General features: G+C 57.3%; 17 protein-coding genes. All 17 read right to left on the bottom strand.

Annotation, left to right across the window (positions count from 1 at the left end; genetic code table 11):
- Nucleotides 1-7: 7 nt before the first annotated feature.
- Nucleotides 8-850 carry an orotidine-5'-phosphate decarboxylase gene (gene pyrF, locus HMPREF1628_RS02965; RefSeq protein WP_034507686.1) on the bottom strand — a complete coding sequence of 281 codons (843 nt, stop codon included), beginning with the start codon at nucleotides 848-850 and terminating at the stop codon, nucleotides 8-10.
- Nucleotides 843-4142, bottom strand: coding sequence for a carbamoyl-phosphate synthase large subunit (gene carB / locus HMPREF1628_RS02960; RefSeq protein ID WP_034507683.1), 3300 nt, complete (start codon nucleotides 4140-4142; stop codon nucleotides 843-845). The genes pyrF and carB overlap by 8 nt, the downstream gene beginning before the upstream one ends.
- Complete coding sequence (locus HMPREF1628_RS02955) at nucleotides 4142-4624, bottom strand: carbamoyl-phosphate synthase domain-containing protein (RefSeq protein WP_052038816.1); 483 nt, start codon at nucleotides 4622-4624, stop codon at nucleotides 4142-4144. The genes carB and HMPREF1628_RS02955 overlap by 1 nt, the downstream gene beginning before the upstream one ends.
- Nucleotides 4621-5922, bottom strand: a complete 1302-nt coding sequence (locus HMPREF1628_RS02950) for a dihydroorotase (protein WP_034507681.1) — start codon at nucleotides 5920-5922, stop codon at nucleotides 4621-4623. Before HMPREF1628_RS02950 ends, HMPREF1628_RS02955 begins: the two co-directional genes overlap by 4 nt.
- A complete protein-coding gene (locus HMPREF1628_RS02945) occupies nucleotides 5915-6886 on the bottom strand; it encodes an aspartate carbamoyltransferase catalytic subunit (RefSeq protein ID WP_034507678.1) in 972 nt (323 codons plus the stop codon). The genes HMPREF1628_RS02950 and HMPREF1628_RS02945 overlap by 8 nt, the downstream gene beginning before the upstream one ends.
- The gene (gene pyrR / locus HMPREF1628_RS02940; RefSeq protein ID WP_034507675.1) at nucleotides 6886-7422 is read right to left on the bottom strand and encodes a bifunctional pyr operon transcriptional regulator/uracil phosphoribosyltransferase PyrR; all 537 of its coding nucleotides are present in this window, start codon (nucleotides 7420-7422) and stop codon (nucleotides 6886-6888) included. The genes HMPREF1628_RS02945 and pyrR overlap by 1 nt, the downstream gene beginning before the upstream one ends.
- 88 nt (nucleotides 7423-7510) lie before the next feature.
- On the bottom strand, nucleotides 7511-8074 hold the full coding sequence (gene nusB, locus HMPREF1628_RS02935) for a transcription antitermination factor NusB (protein WP_034507673.1): 564 nt from the start codon (nucleotides 8072-8074) through the stop codon (nucleotides 7511-7513).
- Nucleotides 8074-8637: an elongation factor P gene (gene efp / locus HMPREF1628_RS02930; protein WP_034507670.1), complete on the bottom strand. Its 564-nt coding sequence runs from the start codon at nucleotides 8635-8637 to the stop codon at nucleotides 8074-8076. Before efp ends, nusB begins: the two co-directional genes overlap by 1 nt.
- 47 nt (nucleotides 8638-8684) lie before the next feature.
- On the bottom strand, nucleotides 8685-9197 hold the full coding sequence (locus HMPREF1628_RS02925; RefSeq protein WP_034507668.1) for a shikimate kinase: 513 nt from the start codon (nucleotides 9195-9197) through the stop codon (nucleotides 8685-8687).
- The gene (gene aroB, locus HMPREF1628_RS02920) at nucleotides 9190-10254 is read right to left on the bottom strand and encodes a 3-dehydroquinate synthase (RefSeq protein WP_034507666.1); all 1065 of its coding nucleotides are present in this window, start codon (nucleotides 10252-10254) and stop codon (nucleotides 9190-9192) included. The genes HMPREF1628_RS02925 and aroB overlap by 8 nt, the downstream gene beginning before the upstream one ends.
- A complete protein-coding gene (locus tag HMPREF1628_RS02915) occupies nucleotides 10254-10757 on the bottom strand; it encodes a shikimate kinase (protein WP_034507663.1) in 504 nt (167 codons plus the stop codon). The genes aroB and HMPREF1628_RS02915 overlap by 1 nt, the downstream gene beginning before the upstream one ends.
- Entirely contained in the window at nucleotides 10754-11956 is a 1203-nt protein-coding gene (gene aroC / locus HMPREF1628_RS02910; RefSeq protein ID WP_034507660.1) for a chorismate synthase, read from the bottom strand. The genes HMPREF1628_RS02915 and aroC overlap by 4 nt, the downstream gene beginning before the upstream one ends.
- Nucleotides 11957-11998: 42 nt before the next feature.
- On the bottom strand, nucleotides 11999-12676 hold the full coding sequence (locus HMPREF1628_RS02905; protein ID WP_034507657.1) for a prepilin peptidase: 678 nt from the start codon (nucleotides 12674-12676) through the stop codon (nucleotides 11999-12001).
- Entirely contained in the window at nucleotides 12673-13503 is an 831-nt protein-coding gene (locus tag HMPREF1628_RS02900; RefSeq protein ID WP_034507654.1) for a shikimate dehydrogenase, read from the bottom strand. Before HMPREF1628_RS02900 ends, HMPREF1628_RS02905 begins: the two co-directional genes overlap by 4 nt.
- A gap of 1 nt (nucleotide 13504) precedes the next feature.
- The gene (gene mltG, locus HMPREF1628_RS02895) at nucleotides 13505-14878 is read right to left on the bottom strand and encodes an endolytic transglycosylase MltG (RefSeq protein WP_084703177.1); all 1374 of its coding nucleotides are present in this window, start codon (nucleotides 14876-14878) and stop codon (nucleotides 13505-13507) included.
- Between the two features lie 13 nt (nucleotides 14879-14891).
- Nucleotides 14892-15362 carry a Holliday junction resolvase RuvX gene (gene ruvX, locus HMPREF1628_RS02890; protein ID WP_232219363.1) on the bottom strand — a complete coding sequence of 157 codons (471 nt, stop codon included), beginning with the start codon at nucleotides 15360-15362 and terminating at the stop codon, nucleotides 14892-14894.
- 5 nt (nucleotides 15363-15367) lie between these two features.
- Entirely contained in the window at nucleotides 15368-18043 is a 2676-nt protein-coding gene (gene alaS / locus HMPREF1628_RS02885) for an alanine--tRNA ligase (RefSeq protein ID WP_034507649.1), read from the bottom strand.
- Nucleotides 18044-18083 lie beyond the last annotated feature (40 nt).

The following is an 18083-nucleotide window of genomic DNA, read 5'->3' as shown; positions in this document are numbered from 1 at the left end:
GCATCCATTATGAGACGCCTTCGAGCGCGTTCATAATCTCGGCATTCGTAGCCTTCAATGCGGCGGCCAGATCCACCGGGTTAGGACCGGCCTTTAGGACCGCACGCGAAGAAGACACCACAATGTTCAAACCGGCGTCTTCAGGGTTAACGCTACCGCCTTGCGCACCAAATCCAGGCATCAGAATCGGCCCGGTATAACCGGCTAGTGCCTCACCTACCACCTGTGCTCGGTCCGCGATGGTTGCCCCAATCACCACGCCAAAAGAACCGACCTTTTGACCCGCATCAAACTGCTCGTTCTTTGCTCGCGTCCACTCGATCACTTGCCGAGCGACCGTCTTTCCCTGCCCTACCGAACGCTGCAGAGTAGCGCCCTGCGGGTTCGACGTCAGTGCGAGCGCGAACAGGCCCTTGCCGTGCTCGGCCGCCAGTTGCGCGGTTTCATCGAAAGCTGCTGGCCCCATGTAGGGCGCAACCGTAATCGCGTCGGCCTCCAGTGGAGCGCCCTGCGGTAGGTATGCGGCTGCGTAACCAGCCATCGTCGAACCGATGTCTCCGCGCTTCACGTCCAAAATCGTGATTACGTCGCGTTCACGAGCGCTTTGCAATAGCTCCTCTAAAACCGCTACTCCCGCCGCGCCAAAGCGTTCAAAGAAGGCCGATTGCGGTTTGATAGCCGCCGCCTCGCTCAACCCGTCAAGGGCGCGCTTCGAAAACTCTGACAAGCCATGCACGTTTACCGGTAATCCCCAAGCTTCAAGCAAACCAGCGTGCGGATCGATCCCCGCACAAACCGGCCCGCGCGTAGCCAGCGCCCTGCCTAGCCGCGTACCAAAACTCTCAGGCATTTACCTGCCTCCGTTGCTCGCGTTCGCGGTCCCATTCTTGAAGAGACTTTACGTGTAGTTCTTCCGTCTGAGCCGCCTTGATAGCGCGCACAGCCGAGTTAAACGCCTGCAGCGTCGTAATGATCGCTTTCCCAGCCGACGTTGCAGCCGCGCGAATCTTGTAGCCGTCGCGGCGTTCAGACTCGCCCTGCGGCGTGTTCACGATCATGTCAACCTTGCCCGAATGAATGAGGTCAGTGATTGCAACGCCTCCCTCGCCGCGTTCAGACTCCTTGGCCACGACTTCCACATCAATTCCATTTCGACGCAAAACCGATGCCGTACCCGTGGTAGCCATGATCTTGAAGCCCAGCTCAACCAGCTTTGAAGCCGGTAGAACGATACCGCGCTTATCCGCATCCGCAATCGAAATAAACACCGTACCGGAAGCAGGCAGACCACCATAGGCAGAAATCTGCGATTTCGCGTACGAGGCGGGGAAAGACTCATCAAGACCCATGACCTCGCCGGTTGAGCGCATCTCCGGTCCCAGCAGGGTGTCAACAACCTCGCCGTTGCAATCGCGGAAGCGGTCGAACGGGAGGACAGCCTCCTTAACGGAAATTGGCTCATCAAGGTCTTGAACCGATTGATCGCAGTGAGGTAGGTCACCTGCCTCGCGCAGCTGCGAGATGGTTTGCCCCATCTGGATCTTCGCAGCAGCCCGCGCAAGTGCCACACCGGACGCCTTCGAAGCAAACGGCACTGTCCTCGAAGCACGCGGATTTGCCTCGATCACGTAGAGCACATCGGAGGCCAGTGCGAACTGGATGTTCAACAGGCCGCGTACGCCAACGCCCTTCGCGATAGCCTCGGTCGATTTCACAATACGATCGATCTGCCGTTCAGACAGCGACATCGGGGGCATAACGCACGCAGAATCACCCGAGTGAATACCGGCCTCTTCAATGTGTTCCATAATGCCGCCCATGAACAGCTCGTTACCGTCGTAGAGCGCATCCACGTCGATTTCAACGGCATCATCGAGGAACTTATCGATTAGCAACGGGCCGGTAGAAAATACTGCGGCACCCGCGTTGCGCAGGTACTCTGCCAGACCTTCCTCTTCGTAAATGATGGCCATTCCGCGCCCCCCTAAAACGAACGAGGGGCGTACGAGTACGGGATACCCCACCTCGCGTGCCGCCGCCAGCGCCGCGCTGGCCGTGGTAGCCGTCTTATGCGCGGGAGCAGGCAGCCCCGCCTCATCTAGAACACGGCCAAATGCTTCGCGATCCTCAGCCAGGTTGATCGAGGCCGGAGTGGTACCCACAATCGGCATGCCTGCCCGCTCAAGCGCGTCTGCAAGTGACAGTGGGGTTTGCCCACCCAGCTGTACCAACACGCCCGCAATGGGCCCGGCCGCCTGCTCGGTTTCGAATATTTCGAGCACGTCTTCAAGCGTCAGCGGCTCAAAGTAGAGACGATCCGAGATGTCATAGTCCGTGGATACCGTTTCGGGATTGCAGTTCACCATGATGGTGTCAAAGTCCTCGCGCAACGCCATCGTGGCATGCACACAGGAGTAGTCAAACTCAATGCCCTGACCAATACGGTTCGGGCCCGAACCCAGGATCATCACTGCGGGCCGCTCACGCTGCTCGATCTCCGAGACTTCCTCGTACGTTGAGTAATAGTACGGGGTTGCCGCGTCATACAGGCCCGCGCACGTGTCCACTGCCTTGTACACCGGGTGAATGTTGTAAGCGCGGCGGATTTCGCGCACCACTTCTTCTGGCATTGACCGCAAGGACGCGATCTGCGCATCGGAAAAACCGTGACGCTTTGCAACGCGTAGCACGCCTGCAGAAAGAGCCTCGGCGTCCATGATCTGGCGCGCCACCTCTTCTACCTGCTGGATTTGAGCAATAAACCACGGGTCAATAGCCGTTGCGCGATTAATCTGTTCCAATGTGGCGCCGCCGCGAATCGCCTGCTGTAGCTGAACCAGGCGGGCCTCCGTAGGCGTTGTGATCTGCTCCAGCAGCGCCTCCACCTCGGTCTCATCCGGGGCCGGTCCGTCCCAGTGGAACGAAACCCCGGCTTTGTCGATGGAACGCTGCGCCTTAAGAAGAGCCTCCGTGAAAGTGCGACCAATCGCCATGGCCTCACCCACCGACTTCATGGAGGTGGTCAGCGTCTTGTCGGATGCCGGGAACTTCTCAAACGCGAAGCGCGGCACCTTCACCACCACATAATCAATCAAAGGCGCCTGCGCTGCCGTGCGCTCAGGAGCAATATCTGACTGAATTTCCGCGAGGTCGTAACCAATCGCTAGACGCGCTGCGATCTTTGCGATCGGAATCCCCGTTACCTTCGACGCGAGGGCCGATGAGCGCGAAACACGCGGATTCATCTCAATCACAACGATGCGGCCATCTGCAGGGTTAATCGCAAACTGGATGTTACAACCACCCTGGTTCACGCCCACCCCCTCAATGATGTCGGCGCCGATACGCACAAGCTCATCGATTTCGCTCTGCGTGAGGGTGAGAGCGGGAGCCACCGTAATGGAGTCACCTGTGTGTACGCCCACGGGATCCACGTTCTCGATGGTTGTAACCAGCATCGTCTCGCCGGTACGATCGCGAATCATCTCAAGTTCGAGCTCTTTCCAGCCCAGGATCGATTCTTCGAGCAAAACCTCGTTAGTGAGCGAATCGCGCAAGCCGTGCTCAACGAAACGCGTCAGCTCCTCTTGGGTGTGCGCAAACCCAGAACCGAGGCCGCCCATCGTGAACGACGGGCGAACCACCAACGGGTATCCAAGCTCCTCGGCCGCATCAAGAGCGTCCTGTAGCGAATGGGCAATACGCGACCTTGCCACCTCTGCGCCGCAACGCTCCACGATTTCTTTGAACTCGTCGCGGTCCTCACCCGCGCGAATCGTTTCCACACTGGACCCGATGATTTCAACGCCATACTTTTCCAAGATCCCCGCCTCGGCAAGGTTCATCGCTGCGTTTAGAGCCGTCTGTCCGCCCAGGGTGGGTAGAAGGGCATCGGGGCGTTCCTTCGCAATGATTCGCTCAATAGAGCTGGTAGTGATCGGCTCCACGTAGGTGGCATCAGCCATGTTTGGATCCGTCATGATCGTAGCGGGATTCGAATTCACGAGGATCACGCGCACGCCCTCTTCACGAAGCACGCGGCAAGCCTGCGAACCCGAGTAGTCAAACTCGCATGCCTGGCCAATAACGATCGGGCCAGAACCAATTACTAGAACGGACTTCAAATCATTTCTGCGTGGCATTAGTTGGCCCCCTTGACGCGGCTTTGCAAACAGTTCACGAGGTCGCGCGGGATGCGCGCGCCCTCTTCTAAATCATGGGAATCAATCACCGTGCCAGAGAAAATCCCCACGCGCAGATCTGGACTTTTCACCAAAAGCTTGACGAGGGCCCGCGTATCGATCCCCTCGATACCAACCACACCTGCAGCCCGCAATGACGGTTCCAGCTCAGCCTTTGACTGCCAGTTCGACGCGACCTTCGAAACCTCGCGAACCACAACCCCCACTGCTTTCGGTTCAAATGGGGCGGGTATCCCAACATTCCCGATATGCGGGGAGGCAAACAAAACGATCTTCCCCCCATTATCGGCGCTGGCGAGCACACGTGGATAATCCGCAACGGAAGCATCGATCACAGCCGGAGCAACGACCTCGCCAATCGCGCCGAATGCGCGGCCACTAAACACGTGACCATCTGATGTAACCAGAACCGCAATGCTCATCGTTCCTCCTCTACCGGCATGCCTTCACGCACCGTGATCTTGCCGCGGTAAACCGTGTACTTAACCTGACCTTTCAGCGTGTGGCCAAGGTAGGGGTTATTGGTTGAGCGCGACCAGCCGTGTTCTACCACGCGCTCCACACTTGGGTCCACGAATGCAAGGTTCGCGAACGAACCGGCCTCGATCGGCTGGCCCTGCTCGGTTGCAAGACCAATCTGCGCGGGCTTTTCAGACATGACGCGCGCAATATCGCGCCAGTTCATCCGCCCTGTGTCCACCATTGTGGTGATGAGGACGGGTAGCGCGGTCTCAATTCCGATCATGCCGAACGCTCCGGCCTGCCACTCGCAGTCCTTCATCTCCAAAGGATGCGGCGCGTGATCGGTACCGATCGTGTCGATCGTGCCATCTTCAAGAGCGTCGCGTAGCGCCTCTACGTCCTCCTGCGTGCGCAGGGGCGGGTTTACCTTAAAGCGCGGATCGTACGAGCGCGCTTCTTCTTCGGTGAGGAAAATGTGGTGCGGCGTGGCTTCGGCCGTCACGTTGATTCCGCGGCGCTTGGCCTCGCGGATTTGTTCCACCGAGCCCTTTGTAGACGCGTGCAGCACGTGGTAGCGCGAACCAACGTGATTCGTTAGGGCAACGTCGCGGGCAATAATCGCCTCTTCAGCAACGGCGGGCCAACCGGCCAGACCAAGCTCAGCGGAAAGCGGCGATTCGTTCATTTGTGCACCCTCGGTGAGCGCTGGATCCTGCGCGTGCTGGGCAATCACTCCGCCAAAAGTCTTTACATATTCGAGGGCGCGGCGCATTAGCACGGGGTCGGCAACGCACTTGCCATCATCGGAGAATACTCGCACTGCAGCCTCGGACTTAGCCATAGCACTCATCGAGGACAGCGTCTTGCCCTCCAAGCCAACGGTGACCGCACCAATCGGGTGAACCTCTACCCAACCGGCCTTGTCGCCAAGCATCTTCACCTGTTCTACTACCGAGGCGGTATCAGCAACCGGATTCGTGTTCGCCATTGCAAACACGCAGGTGTACCCACCTACTGCGGCGGCCCTCGTGCCCGTGAATACCGTTTCGGCGTCCTCCTGACCGGGCTCGCGAAGATGCGTATGTAGATCGACTAGGCCCGGCAGTGCCACAAGTCCTGTCACATCAACTACTTCAGCCTCGGGAACCGCACTGCGCGCATCCTTCCCAACAGCTACTATCTTGTTTCCACGAACGGCAATGTCCGCGCTCTTTTCCCCGTACGGGCGCGCACCCACAAACAGAATCTCTTTAGACATTCAAACTCTCCTTAGCTGCCAGAAGCAGGTACAGCGCCGCCATTCGAACGCTCACCCCGTTACTTACCTGTTCCACGATTACCGACTGGGCCGAATCTGCCGCTTGCGCACAAATCTCCAAACCCCGATTCAGCGGGCCCGGGTGCATGATCGCAGTGTGCTTGCCAAGCCTTTCAAACCGTTCGCTGTCCAAACCATACGAGTGGTGGTATTCCTCCGCCGAGGGGAAGAACCCTCCGCCCGCGGCGCTCATCCTCTCGTGCTGGATTCGCAGCATGATTACCGCGTCGGGATGAGTAGCAAGGGCCTCGTCAAAATCATAGGTGACCTCGCACGGCCAGTTTTCAACGCCAACCGGAAGGAGGGTAGGTGGAGCAACCAGGGTTACACGCGCCCCGAGCATTGATATGAGGCCCACGTTGGAGCGCGCCACTCGCGAGTGCAGGATGTCACCCACGATTGCCACATGCGCTCCTTCCAAAGTGGTTCCGGGCGCGGCGGGGCGGCCGTCGTTAGTGAAGTGACGGCGTAGCGTCATTGCGTCAAGCAGCGCCTGCGTTGGGTGCTGGTGGGTACCATCGCCCGCGTTGAGTACCGGCAGGTCAATCCAACCGGCATGGGCCAGACGGTGAGCGGCCCCAGACGATCGGTGACGTACCACAACCGCATCCGCGCCCATCGCCTGCAGTGTCAACGCAGTATCTTTGAGCGACTCACCTTTAGAAACCGAAGAACCTTTTGCGGAAAAACTGATCACATCAGCGGATAAGCGCTTCGCCGCAGCCTCAAACGACAGCCTAGTGCGCGTTGAGTCCTCGAAAAACAGGTTGATAACCGTCTTGCCGCGCAACGTTGGGAGCTTCTTAATCGCTCGCGACTGGGTAGCCGCCATGGCCTCGGCAACATCTAGAATGCGGATCGCTTCATCCAGGCTCAGATCAGATATAGAAATGAGATGTTTCATCACGCCTCCCGGATTACTACACGGTCAATGCCATCGATCTCAACAAGTTCAATATCGACGGATTCTTTTCGCGAGGTCGGCAGATTCTTGCCCACAAAATCAGGGCGGATAGGAAGCTCGCGGTGGCCGCGGTCAACCAGCGTGGCCAGCTTCACCGCATTTGGGCGACCCAAATCAAACAGCGCATCAAGGGCGGCTTTTACCGTGCGTCCCGTGTACAAAACATCATCAACCAAGATGACGATCTTGCCGTCAATGCCCGATTCGGGAATAGACATCGGGTGGGGCGTTCTAATCGGATTACCCGCCAAATCATCCCGATACATCGTGATATCGAGCGAGCCCACTTCAACCGGCGCGTTGCTAACCTCTCTTAGCCTTTTCGCTAACCGATTTGCCAGGGGAACTCCCCTGGTTGGGATTCCGAGAATAACGAGATCTTCAGCGCCATCTGTACGCTCAAGGATCTCGTAACAAATGCGCGAAACAGCGCGCGAAATCTGCCCCTCATCCAGGACAGTTTTCACCTGTGGCATGTGCCCCACCTTTCCCGCCTCACTGGACGGCTTTAAAGGATGAACTATAAAAACAATGCCCGAACCGTTACCGGCCCGAGCATCATTTTTACGGATTATTTAGTTGTTCACTCGCTTCATCGAGCGGATTGGCAACGGGTTCTTCCCCCGCACCAAAGTCTTCAAGGTCGATGTCCTCACGTGGCGCCAAAGCCGCCGCAAGAGCATCATCCGTTTCTCGAACCCTGGCAGCGTCTTTCAATACGGCATCCAAGATTGCGTTAACCACGGCTGGAGATTCGTCCGTAGAAATGTCCTTTGCCAGCGTTACGGCCTCATCAATAGCCGTAACGGAAGGCACGTCTTCATTCCACACGATTTCCCATGCGCCCACCCGCAGGATCGCACGATCCGTGGAAGGCAAACGATCAAAGTCACGCGTAGTGGTGTGCAGAACCAAAAGTTCATCAAGTTCGTAAAGACGATCAGCTACGCCCTCAACGACCTCAATAGCGTATTCCGGAAGTGGCGTTTGCGCCGCCGTTACCTGCAGGCGCTCAGAAAGAATCTGGCGCAGGCCCTCCGGCGTTAGCTCGCCCTTTTGGTCGGCTTCAAAAATTGTGTCCACCGCACGCTTACGAGCGCGCGTACGTGACGTGATCCTACGAGACATTAGTCGTTGACGCGCCCTGCGTACTCGCCGGTGCGGGTATCAATCTTAATGCGAGTGCCCTGATCGATGAACAGCGGCACCTGCACCTCGTAACCCGTCTCCACCGTTGCCGGCTTCGTGCCAGCATTCGAACGATCGCCCTGAACACCCGGCTCGGTGTAAGTAATCTCCAGCACCACGTTCGGAGGAAGCTCAACCGAAAGAACCTGGCCCTCATACATCGACACAATGGCCGGCTGATTCTCAATCATGTAGTTCTTGGCGTCGCCAACAACCTCGCCGGTTACGAGAATCTGATCGTAAGTCGCGGCATCCATGAACACGTAGTCGTTGCCGTCCTGGTACAGGTAGGTCATATCGCGGCGATCCACTGTGGCGGTATCAACCTTCACGCCAGCATTGAACGTCTTGTCAACGATCTTGCCCGACAGAACGTTCTTGATCTTCGTGCGCACAAACGCGGGGCCCTTACCCGGCTTCACGTGCTGGAATTCAACAACCGACCATAGCTGGTTGTCGAGTTTAAGAACCATGCCGTTCTTCAAGTCATTAGTCGTTGCCACAACTGTTCCTTACGTCTAGTTTAAGTTCCGATATAGGATAACCCGTTTTAGCCGTTAAATGCGAGTACCCGCGCGGCCACATGCTCTGGTTTAGACAATGAGGTATCGATCACGAGGTCAGCGAGCCCCGCAAAATCAGCTCGGTAGGCTGCCACCATGTCCGTAAAAATCTTGCGTGTTGGCCCCAGCGCGACCGATCGTGGAGCGTTCAGCCCCGTCCGTCGCATCAGCGTAGAGATATCAGCGAATACCTCAACTACAAGCGCCCCCTCCGCGCGAAGCACGCGCAGCTTCTCCCCCACCTTCTGCGTACACGCCACACCCGGAGCCAAAGTTATGACGCCCTCGCGATCGAGCAGATCCATCGCCACGCGCAAAGCCGCCTCCTCATACTGTGCTTCACCACGGCGAACCAAGAACTGCGAGTCGTCCTCTCCCATCACGTTTTCAAAAGACTCCTCAAATTCGTGGAGCTCAAGACCCGACTGCGCAGCGATGGCCCGGGCGATATCGCTTTTGCCTGCACCCGAAACGCCAATCAGAATAATCGTGCTAGTCATCAACAACTCCCATTGTCAGTGCTGCCGCATGTAGCGTTGCAGGCTCAACTACCCGCACCAGCGTATGACCACTTTGCGTAGTAAGCACCATGCGGACCTGCCTGGAACGCACTTTCTTATCCGAGCTCATCACATCCAATATCGTGTCCATCCTGTCGCAGTGCCAACTCGTGGGAAGCCCCTGCGTGGCCAGTAATCGACGCTGCTTACATAGCCAATCCTCATCGGCTAGCCCCAGCTCCACCGCCACGTGGGCGGCAAACATAATGCCAATCGACACTGCCTCGCCATGCCGAATCTGATAGCCAGAAACCTTTTCAATCACGTGCGCAAGCGTGTGACCGTAGTTCAAGATCTCCCGCTCACCAGATTCCTTCAGGTCAACCCCCACCACGTCAGCTTTAACCCGCACCGACTTTTCAACCAGATCAACAACTTGAGCGGAAGACTTTGTGACCGGCTTCGATGCCAGGTCGAGGATGGATTCATCGCGAATGAACCCGCACTTGATGATTTCGCCTAAACCCGCTCGAAACTCCGCTTGGGGCAGCGTTGCCAGACAGTCCGTATCAGCGATGACCGCAATCGGCGAGTGGAACGCGCCCGCCAGGTTTTTGCCATGCCGCGTATTGATTCCCGTTTTACCCCCTACCGCAGCGTCAACCATGGCGAGGAGGGACGTGGGCACCTGGAGCACTGAAACACCGCGCAACCAAGTGGCCGCAACGAATCCTGCTAGATCCGTTGTGGCGCCACCACCCACCCCAACGATGAGGTCGCGCCTACCGATGTGGCTATCTCCCGCAGCTTCCCACGCGGCAGACAGCTGCTCAACCGTCTTGCCTAACTCCCCATCTTCATGCACAAAATAAGAAGTCGTAATACCGGCCTTTTCCAGTTGTGCACCTACCTCGCGCGCGATCTGGCCAACCGCCACCGGATGGATGACCAGCGCCCGCGCATAATCGCGATCAAGACTGCCAGCCACCTGGTTAATGGCACCGGAACCAACAACTACGGGATATTTGTGCTCACCGCGAACTTCAACCACTCGCATTACTTCACCAACTCGTCAATAGCGCGCAACAATACTCGCGTATTTTCTTCTTTCGACGCTTGCCCAAGCTTTACCGACACGGAGGCCACCTGCTCATAAAGCGGACGTCGCCGATTAGATAGCGCCCGCATTCTTTGCTTCACATTGCCTTGCAACAGGGGGCGCGATTCGCTCCTGCTTGCACGTGCAATCGCCTCATCTAGATCAATATCGAGAAACACAACATGCCGGTTCTTCAAGAGGGCGCGGTTGTCTTCGCGCTCCACGATTCCCCCACCCGTTGCAATGAGAGCTTCAGGACCTGCCAACGCATCCTTCAACGCTTGTGTTTCCAAGGAACGGAACACGTCCTCACCCTCGCGAAACAGGTCCGGAATTGTTCGACCGCTCGCAGCCTCGACCGCCTCGTCCAAGTCAATAAACGGCAGACTCAAATGCTTGGCCGCGAGCCTTCCCAGCCGAGATTTTCCACTTCCGGGAAGACCAACCAAAACTATGCTCATGGATTCAGACGCTCACTAACCCTACCGTTGTAGGCCTCAATCGCGGCGCGAATACGCTCAACGGAACCGGTGCCGAACATTTTTAGGATCTCGTTTGCGAGCGTTAGAGCCACCATGGACTCGCAGATCACTGCAGCCGGAACAATCTGGCTCGCATCAGAACGCTGGTGCAGCGCCGGAGCCTGCTGGCCGGTAGCCAGATCAATCGTGGAACGCGCACGCGGCACAGTAGAAATTGGTTTGAAACCCACGCGAGCTAAGATTGGCTCGCCATTAGACATGCCGCCCTCGATACCCCCGGCTCGGTTAGAAAGCCGGCGCGGTTCGTCTTCTACAACGATTTCGTCGTGCGCCGTCGAGCCGGGCTGGTCCACCTGGTCGTGCCCAATCTCCACTGACTTCGCCGATTGGATAGACATGAGAGCAGCGGCAAGGGCGGCGTCGAGCCGCTCATCCCACTGCGTGTAGCTTCCCAGCCCCACAGGCACGCCGTAAGCGGCTACCTCCACAACGCCGCCGATTGTGTCCCCGCTCTTCTTCGCATGGTCTATCGCGGCAATGAACCGTGCCTGTGCGTCCTCATCCAAGGTTCTTACCGGGCTGGCATGCAAACGATCTGCGTCCTGTGGGAGCGGAACGGGAATATCCGCTGTTTGTGAGCCTGCCGCCACCACGTGCGAGACGATCTCAATGCCCGCTACCTGACGCAAAAACTGGCGCGCTACCAAGCCGAGTGCAACTCGCGTTGCGGTCTCGCGCGCTGAAGCTCTCTCTAACACGGGGCGCGCATCCTCGTGGTCAAACTTCATCATGCCCGCGAGATCCGCATGACCCGGGCGCGGCCTAGTAAGCGGGCGGTTGCGAGCCACCTCGCGCTCGTCGCCAGTGCCGGCGTCGATAAGAAGATCCTTCGGATCGACCGGGTCTGAGCTCATCACAACCCGCCATTTAGGCCATTCCGAGTTCGCGATTTCGATAGCTACTGGAGATCCAATGGTGACGCCATGCCGAACTCCCCCAAGAATGCGTACGCGATCCTGTTCGAACTTCTGCCTAGCGCCGCGACCATGCCCCGACCGCCTGCGCGCGAGCTCGTCGGCCAGCTTTTGGGTGCTTAGTACAACGCCCTTGGGTACGCCATCAATAATGCCCACCAGGGCTTCGCCATGCGATTCGCCCGCACTCATCCACCTAATCATGGTTCCAGTGTTACACACCGGCGAAAATACCGGCGGTTAAAACTACCAGGGTGAGACGGCACCACCCGTCACAAACCAAGCGATCAGACCTCCAACAACCAGTGCTGGTCCGAACGGAACAGTTGCACTCCACGAGACCTTACGAATCAGCAGCAGTGCAAAAGCGTAGACGCCGCCAACAATAACTGCAGTGAGCAGTCCTCCAAACGCCACGCCAGCTCCATACAGGCCAAGCCAGGCGCCGATTATTGGTGCCAGTTTCACATCTGCGCGGCCGATCCCGCCTCCGAACATATAAAGCAGCCAAAATGGCCCCAGCCAGATCAATGCGCCCGCCACTATGCCCACAATCGAGGTTGTTTCATGCAACGCGAAGAATCTAATGAGAATACCAACCACGCCGCCAACAACTAATGAAATCATCGTGAGGAAGGTCAGCACGTTCGGTATCTTCTTCGTCCTTCCATCAACGACCGCTATAAGGCCAAAGAGTCCCACTAACGGAACCGTAGCCATCAAGAACGGATCTTTTGTGCCAACCAGTGCGACAACAACCTGAGGAACAGCCGAGTAGAGCACCAGTTCGGTGCGCGTAAGCGGGCGCTTATTAGCTTTTTGGAAATACGAGTCAAGATAGGTAGGGCCGCTGAATGCCGCCCACAATACAACCGCCACACCCATAGCAGCAGCAAGAACCCAGGTAATAATTTGCGTTGTCATAGGTTAAATAGCTTAGTCGCTTCCTGAAGCGCATCACGCATTTCTTCCACAGGCGCGCCGCGTCCGGTCATGAGCTCAACCTGCTGGCATGCCTGGTAAAGCAACATCGAATAGCCGGACACTACCACCGCTCCCCCGGCCTCACCCGCCTGCGCAAGTTTTGAAGGCCAAGGATTGTAGGCGACATCGAGGAGGACGCTACCCGGCTTAGGACGGAACTGCCCAGCCCAATAGTCACCTACTCCGGCCGGTAAGGTCGATACCACGATATCTGCTCCCGATAGTGCGGCCTGTGCGCTCTCACTATCGCGCCATGGAATATGCTGCGTAGATACACCCATCCGAGTTTCAGCCAAGCTGATAGACCCTGGCCAGCTAAAGGAACGGGCGACTGTCTGGACTTGGCTAGCTCCTAGTTGACCCAGTGCGGCCAACGCCGACGAGGCTGTGGCGCGCGCACCCAAGATCACCGCCTTAGCGCCCTTTTCTACCCGTCTAGCCCGCGAAATCGCCTGCACAATCCCATACACGTCGGTGTTAAAACCCGACAGTACACGCGCCGCGGGCACTACCGTGTTCACGGCGCCAACGGCCGCAGCAAGAGGCTCAATAGCGTCCAAATGCTGCATCACTGCTTGTTTCAGCGGCATCGTAACCGCCAAGCCAGCAACGTCCTCGCCAATCGAACCCAGGAAGGCAGGTAGATCATCAGATCCAACTTCGCGGCGCTCGAACGTCCACGGCAGTTCGAGTGCTTCGTATGCCGCACGGTGCAGGACGGGAGACAAGCTATGCTGGATCGGCTGTCCAATTACAAAAGCACGCACGTTAGCACTTCCCCGGATTGTCCGTGCACCACTGGTCAAAGAGGGCCCGGTTCTTCTCCTGCTCTTCAAGAGTTGCGGCGAACTTCGTCTCACCCGTATCCAAGTTGACTGTTACAAAGTACAGCCAGTCACCATCTGCGGGATTCAGCATCGATTCGAGCGCCAAGTCCGATGGGCTCGAGATCGGGCCAGGTGGCAACCCCTTGTGCTTGTATGTGTTGTATGGGTTCGACTCATCGGCAACTTCATTGGCAGTGGGAACACCGCCCACCTTGCCAACGCCGTAGAGCACCGTCGAATCCATGTTCAAATAACCAACAGTTTCAGCCTGAGGCTGGGTAAGCCGGTTCTCAATTACGCGCGCGACCATCGGGTAGTACTGCTCGATGTTCACCTCGCGCTCAAGGATAGAAGCTTTAATGAGCAGCTCTTGACGCTGATCCTCCGGCACACCCAAACCGTCGAGTTTCGCCTTCATCGCTGTAACCATCGCGGCGATTACGTCCTGCGGCTTATCGTCACTGTGCACCTCGTAGCTACCGGGCGCCAGCCAACCTTCCGCGTCACCATTTGCCTCTGCTGGCAAGCCTATGCCCGCAGCGTCCGACATTGCGGCCTCGACCTCATCCGCACTGAAGTTACCGAAACTTGAGAGACGTTCTACAACCTGCGCCTTGGTAAAACCTGGAGGAACAGTGACTGCATTTGAAGATCTGTTAGATGGGTCGAGTAGCGCAGCCAACGCATCCACTGCGCGCATTTCCTTCTTGAGCGTATAGGTGCCGGGCTGTAAAGAGTTCGCGGCCGCATTGTCCACCCACGCCTGCAAGAAAGCGTCCTCAGACTTTACAACTCCAAGCTTGACAAGGTTTGCGCCGATAGCGCCGCCCGAATCACCCGGGTTCACAACCACTTCAACCTCACCAGTGCCAGGACCCGGATAGTCCAATGCGCCGGTCTGAGAACGAGAACTCGAGATTGCACCTACCGCAATGTAAACACACAGCGCGATAAGAGCTAGCACAGCGGTGATGACTAGCGCTGTGCGGATTTTAGCGTTACGTCTGCGCTTCAAAACGCGAGCGCGTTCAGCAGCAACGCGGCGTGACCTCGTGCCAGTTGTTAGCGGATCATGGAGCATCTGCTCGTCGTGAGTGCGTTGCGCTCCCCTTGTGGATCTTGGTCCGGGCGCATTGAGAGACTGAGGGGACGCCGCACCCTCCTCGGCCAGACGGCGCTTTTCACGAGCCCACCGGCGTTCTTCTTTACGCGCTTCTTCTGCTGCCCGCAGCTGACGTTCTCGAAGAATGTCACGACGACTAGGGAACTTTTGGGCTTCACCATCGCCGTGCGGTTGGGGAATTTGATCACTCACTGCCTTGCTTCTCCTAGAACTTTCCGCGACTTACAGTCTCACCGGGAAGCTTTCCCGTATTTTCTTCAAAGTCTATGGACGTTTCTAAAATAATAGCCGCTGCGAGCTGATCTACCTTGTCACCCCGCAGCCGATTTTCAATTCCTTGCGCTGCAAGGTCAGCGTGAGCCAAGTTTGTTGTTAGCCGCTCGTCAAAAAGACAAATGCGAGGGCGGTCCAAATCTGCCTTTAGCTCATGTGCTAATGCGCGGGCCGCTTTGGCCGACGCTCCAGATTTTCCTTTGAGATGCTTGGGGTAACCGATAACAATCTCAATCGGATCAAGCTCTTCGGCTATCTCAATTAGCTCGATGATGTGCCCACCGTACTTATCGACCTGCACATTAGTTTTGGGGAAAACAATCTGGCCCGAAGGATCGGTGACTGCGACTCCGATTCGAACGGAGCCGTAGTCGATGCCCATCCTCGGGCCAGGTCGTTTCACCAAAGTTAACGCAGTTCCGACTCGATGGCTTCCTTGGCAAGCCCAGTTGCCTCCGGATCTTGGCCCCCGCCCTGAGCCAGATCATCACGGCCTCCGCCGCCGCCCTTTAGAGCCTTCGCACCAATGCGCACGAGGTTGCCAGCCTTGACTCCCAAAGTCCTCGCTGAATCATTAGTTGCAACAACCACCTGAGGCCGGCCATTCACCACGCCGATACCCGCGACCACAGCTGGTTTAGATTCACCAAGGCGAGCGCGGATGTCAGTTACGAGGGAGCGTAGAGCATCCGTAGATGGCAGTTCGCCCAGGTCCTCAACCACTGCCTGAACCGAACCGCGCTCATGGACACGGGCTGCAATTTCGCCCGCGCGAGCCAGAAGTTGCTGCTCACCGAGCTTTGCGGCGGTTTTCTCAGCCTCCTTCAGCCTCTTCATTAGCGACTCGATGCGGCCGGGGAGTTCGTCGACGTTTGCCCCCATCATTGCTGACAGTTGTGAAACAATCGCGTGTTCCTTGGCTTGGAAACCATACGCTCCATCACCTACGAGAGCGTCAATACGACGCACGCCCGAACCGATGGACGACTCTCCAAGCACCGCGATACGACCGATGTGGCCCGTACTCGGCACGTGCGTACCCGCACACAGCTCCAGAGACCAGCCGTCACCAATGTCCACCACGCGCACTTCGTTGCCGTACTTCTCACCAAACAATGCCATAGCGCCGAGGCCGCGAGCCTCATCTAGCGACATTATGGTGTCAGTAACGGTTAGGTCTTCAGCTAGGCGCTGGTTGACGCGTTCCTCAATGCCATCCATAACGTCGCTGGGAACCTGCGACGGGTGGTGGAAGTCAAACCTCATTCGCGAAGGAGAGTTCTCAGAACCGGCCTGCGTGGCCTGTTCCCCGAGGAACTCATGCAGGCCCTTGTGCACCATGTGCGTTGCGGTGTGTGCCCGTGCAATTGCCAGACGACGCGCAGCGTCAATCTCCGCAATTGCGAGTTCGTCAAGCGCAACCGTTCCCTCCAGCAGTCGACCGCGGTGAACCGCAAGTCCCTTCACTGGCTCCTGCACGTCGTGTACGTCAATCAGAGCGCCAGAGGCCGTACGAATCGTGCCGTGGTCGGCCAGCTGACCACCCTTCTCGGCATAGAACGGAGTGGTATCCAAAACGATCTCAACGTCGGCAGGAGCTGACGCAGCCGGAACGCCATTGCCGTCCACAACGATGCCCGCGATCTTCGACTCGATCTTGGAGTCCGTGTACCCCACAAAACGAGAGTTGCCACCGAGGTTGTGCTGAATGTCGTGGTAAATACGCGAATCCACATGCCCGCTCTTCTTCGCCAGTGCATCGGCGCGGGCACGGGTCTTCTGCTCCTCCATTAGCTCGTGGAAACGCACCTCATCAACATCGACGCCCTGTTCACGCGCCATCTCGAGGGTGAGGTCGATCGGGAAGCCGTAGGTGTCGTGCAAACGGAATGCGTCCTCACCAGAAAGCTTCGAGGCGCCCTTCTTAGCCTTGTCCACAGCTGTGTCTAGAATGGTGGTACCCGAAGACAGCGTGCGCCTAAACGACTCTTCCTCGCTGTAAGCAACGTCGGCGATCCGGCTCCAGTTTGTCTCTAGCTCTGGATACGAGCTCTTCATAACGTCGCGAGAAACCGGCATGAGGGTCGGCATGGTCGCCTCGTCCACGCCCAGCAGGCGCATCGAGCGAATTGCGCGGCGCATGATACGACGAAGCACGTACCCGCGGCCATCATTTCCGGGAATAACACCATCGTTGATAAGCATCATTGCCGAACGCACGTGGTCCGCCACGATGCGCATATGCACGTCGTGTTCTGGATTACCTCCAGCATCGTACTTGTGGCCAGACATCTCCTCAGTTGCAGTAATGACCGGGCGTACCTGGTCAATCTCGAACATATTTGGCTTGTCCTGAAGCACGAACGCGAGGCGTTCCAAACCAGCACCGGTATCGATAGCCTTCTCATCCAGCTCACCAAGGAGTGGGAAATCAGACCCAGTGCCTTCACCGCGCAAGTACTGGTCAAACACGAGGTTCCAAACCTCCAGGTAGCGATCACCACCCGGGTCTACAGTTCCGCCAACGGCCTCAGGTCCATAGGCTGGGCCGCGATCGTAGTGGAACTCCGCGCAAGGTCCGGCCGGGCCGGGCTGACCGGTGTGCCAGAAAATATCTTCACGAGGTAGCTGGACAATATGCTTTGGGTCCATCCCAATGTGCTTGGTTAGGTGATCGTAAGACACGTCATCCTGATCCCATATCGTCACCCACATGCGGTCACCATCGAGACCATACAGACCATCTTCGACACGGCCGGTTAGAAGCTCCCACGCGAAGTCAATGGCGCCCTCTTTGAAGTAGTCACCGAACGAGAAGTTGCCATTCATCTGGAAGAACGTGCCGTGACGAGTGGTACGACCAACGTTCTCAATGTCATTGGTGCGAATACACTTTTGCACGGACGCAGCTCGCGGCCACGGGGCTTTCTCGGTACCAATAATGTACGGAATAAACGGCACCATGCCCGCGATCGTGAACAGGATCGACGGGTCTGGAGATACCAGTGGAACCGACGGGCGGATAACATGGTCGTTCTTCTCAAAATACTGAAGCCAACGCTTCGCAATCTCAGAAGTTTGCATTCTGATCCTCGTGGGGCTCGAAGTTTAAATCAATGCCAAT

Origin of the sequence: Actinomyces sp. S4-C9, from assembly GCF_000758775.1 — a bacterium.
Taxonomy (GTDB): domain Bacteria; phylum Actinomycetota; class Actinomycetes; order Actinomycetales; family Actinomycetaceae; genus Gleimia; species Gleimia europaea.
Note: the sequence above shows the minus strand (reverse complement) of the source record. Positions and strands in the feature narration are given on the sequence as shown.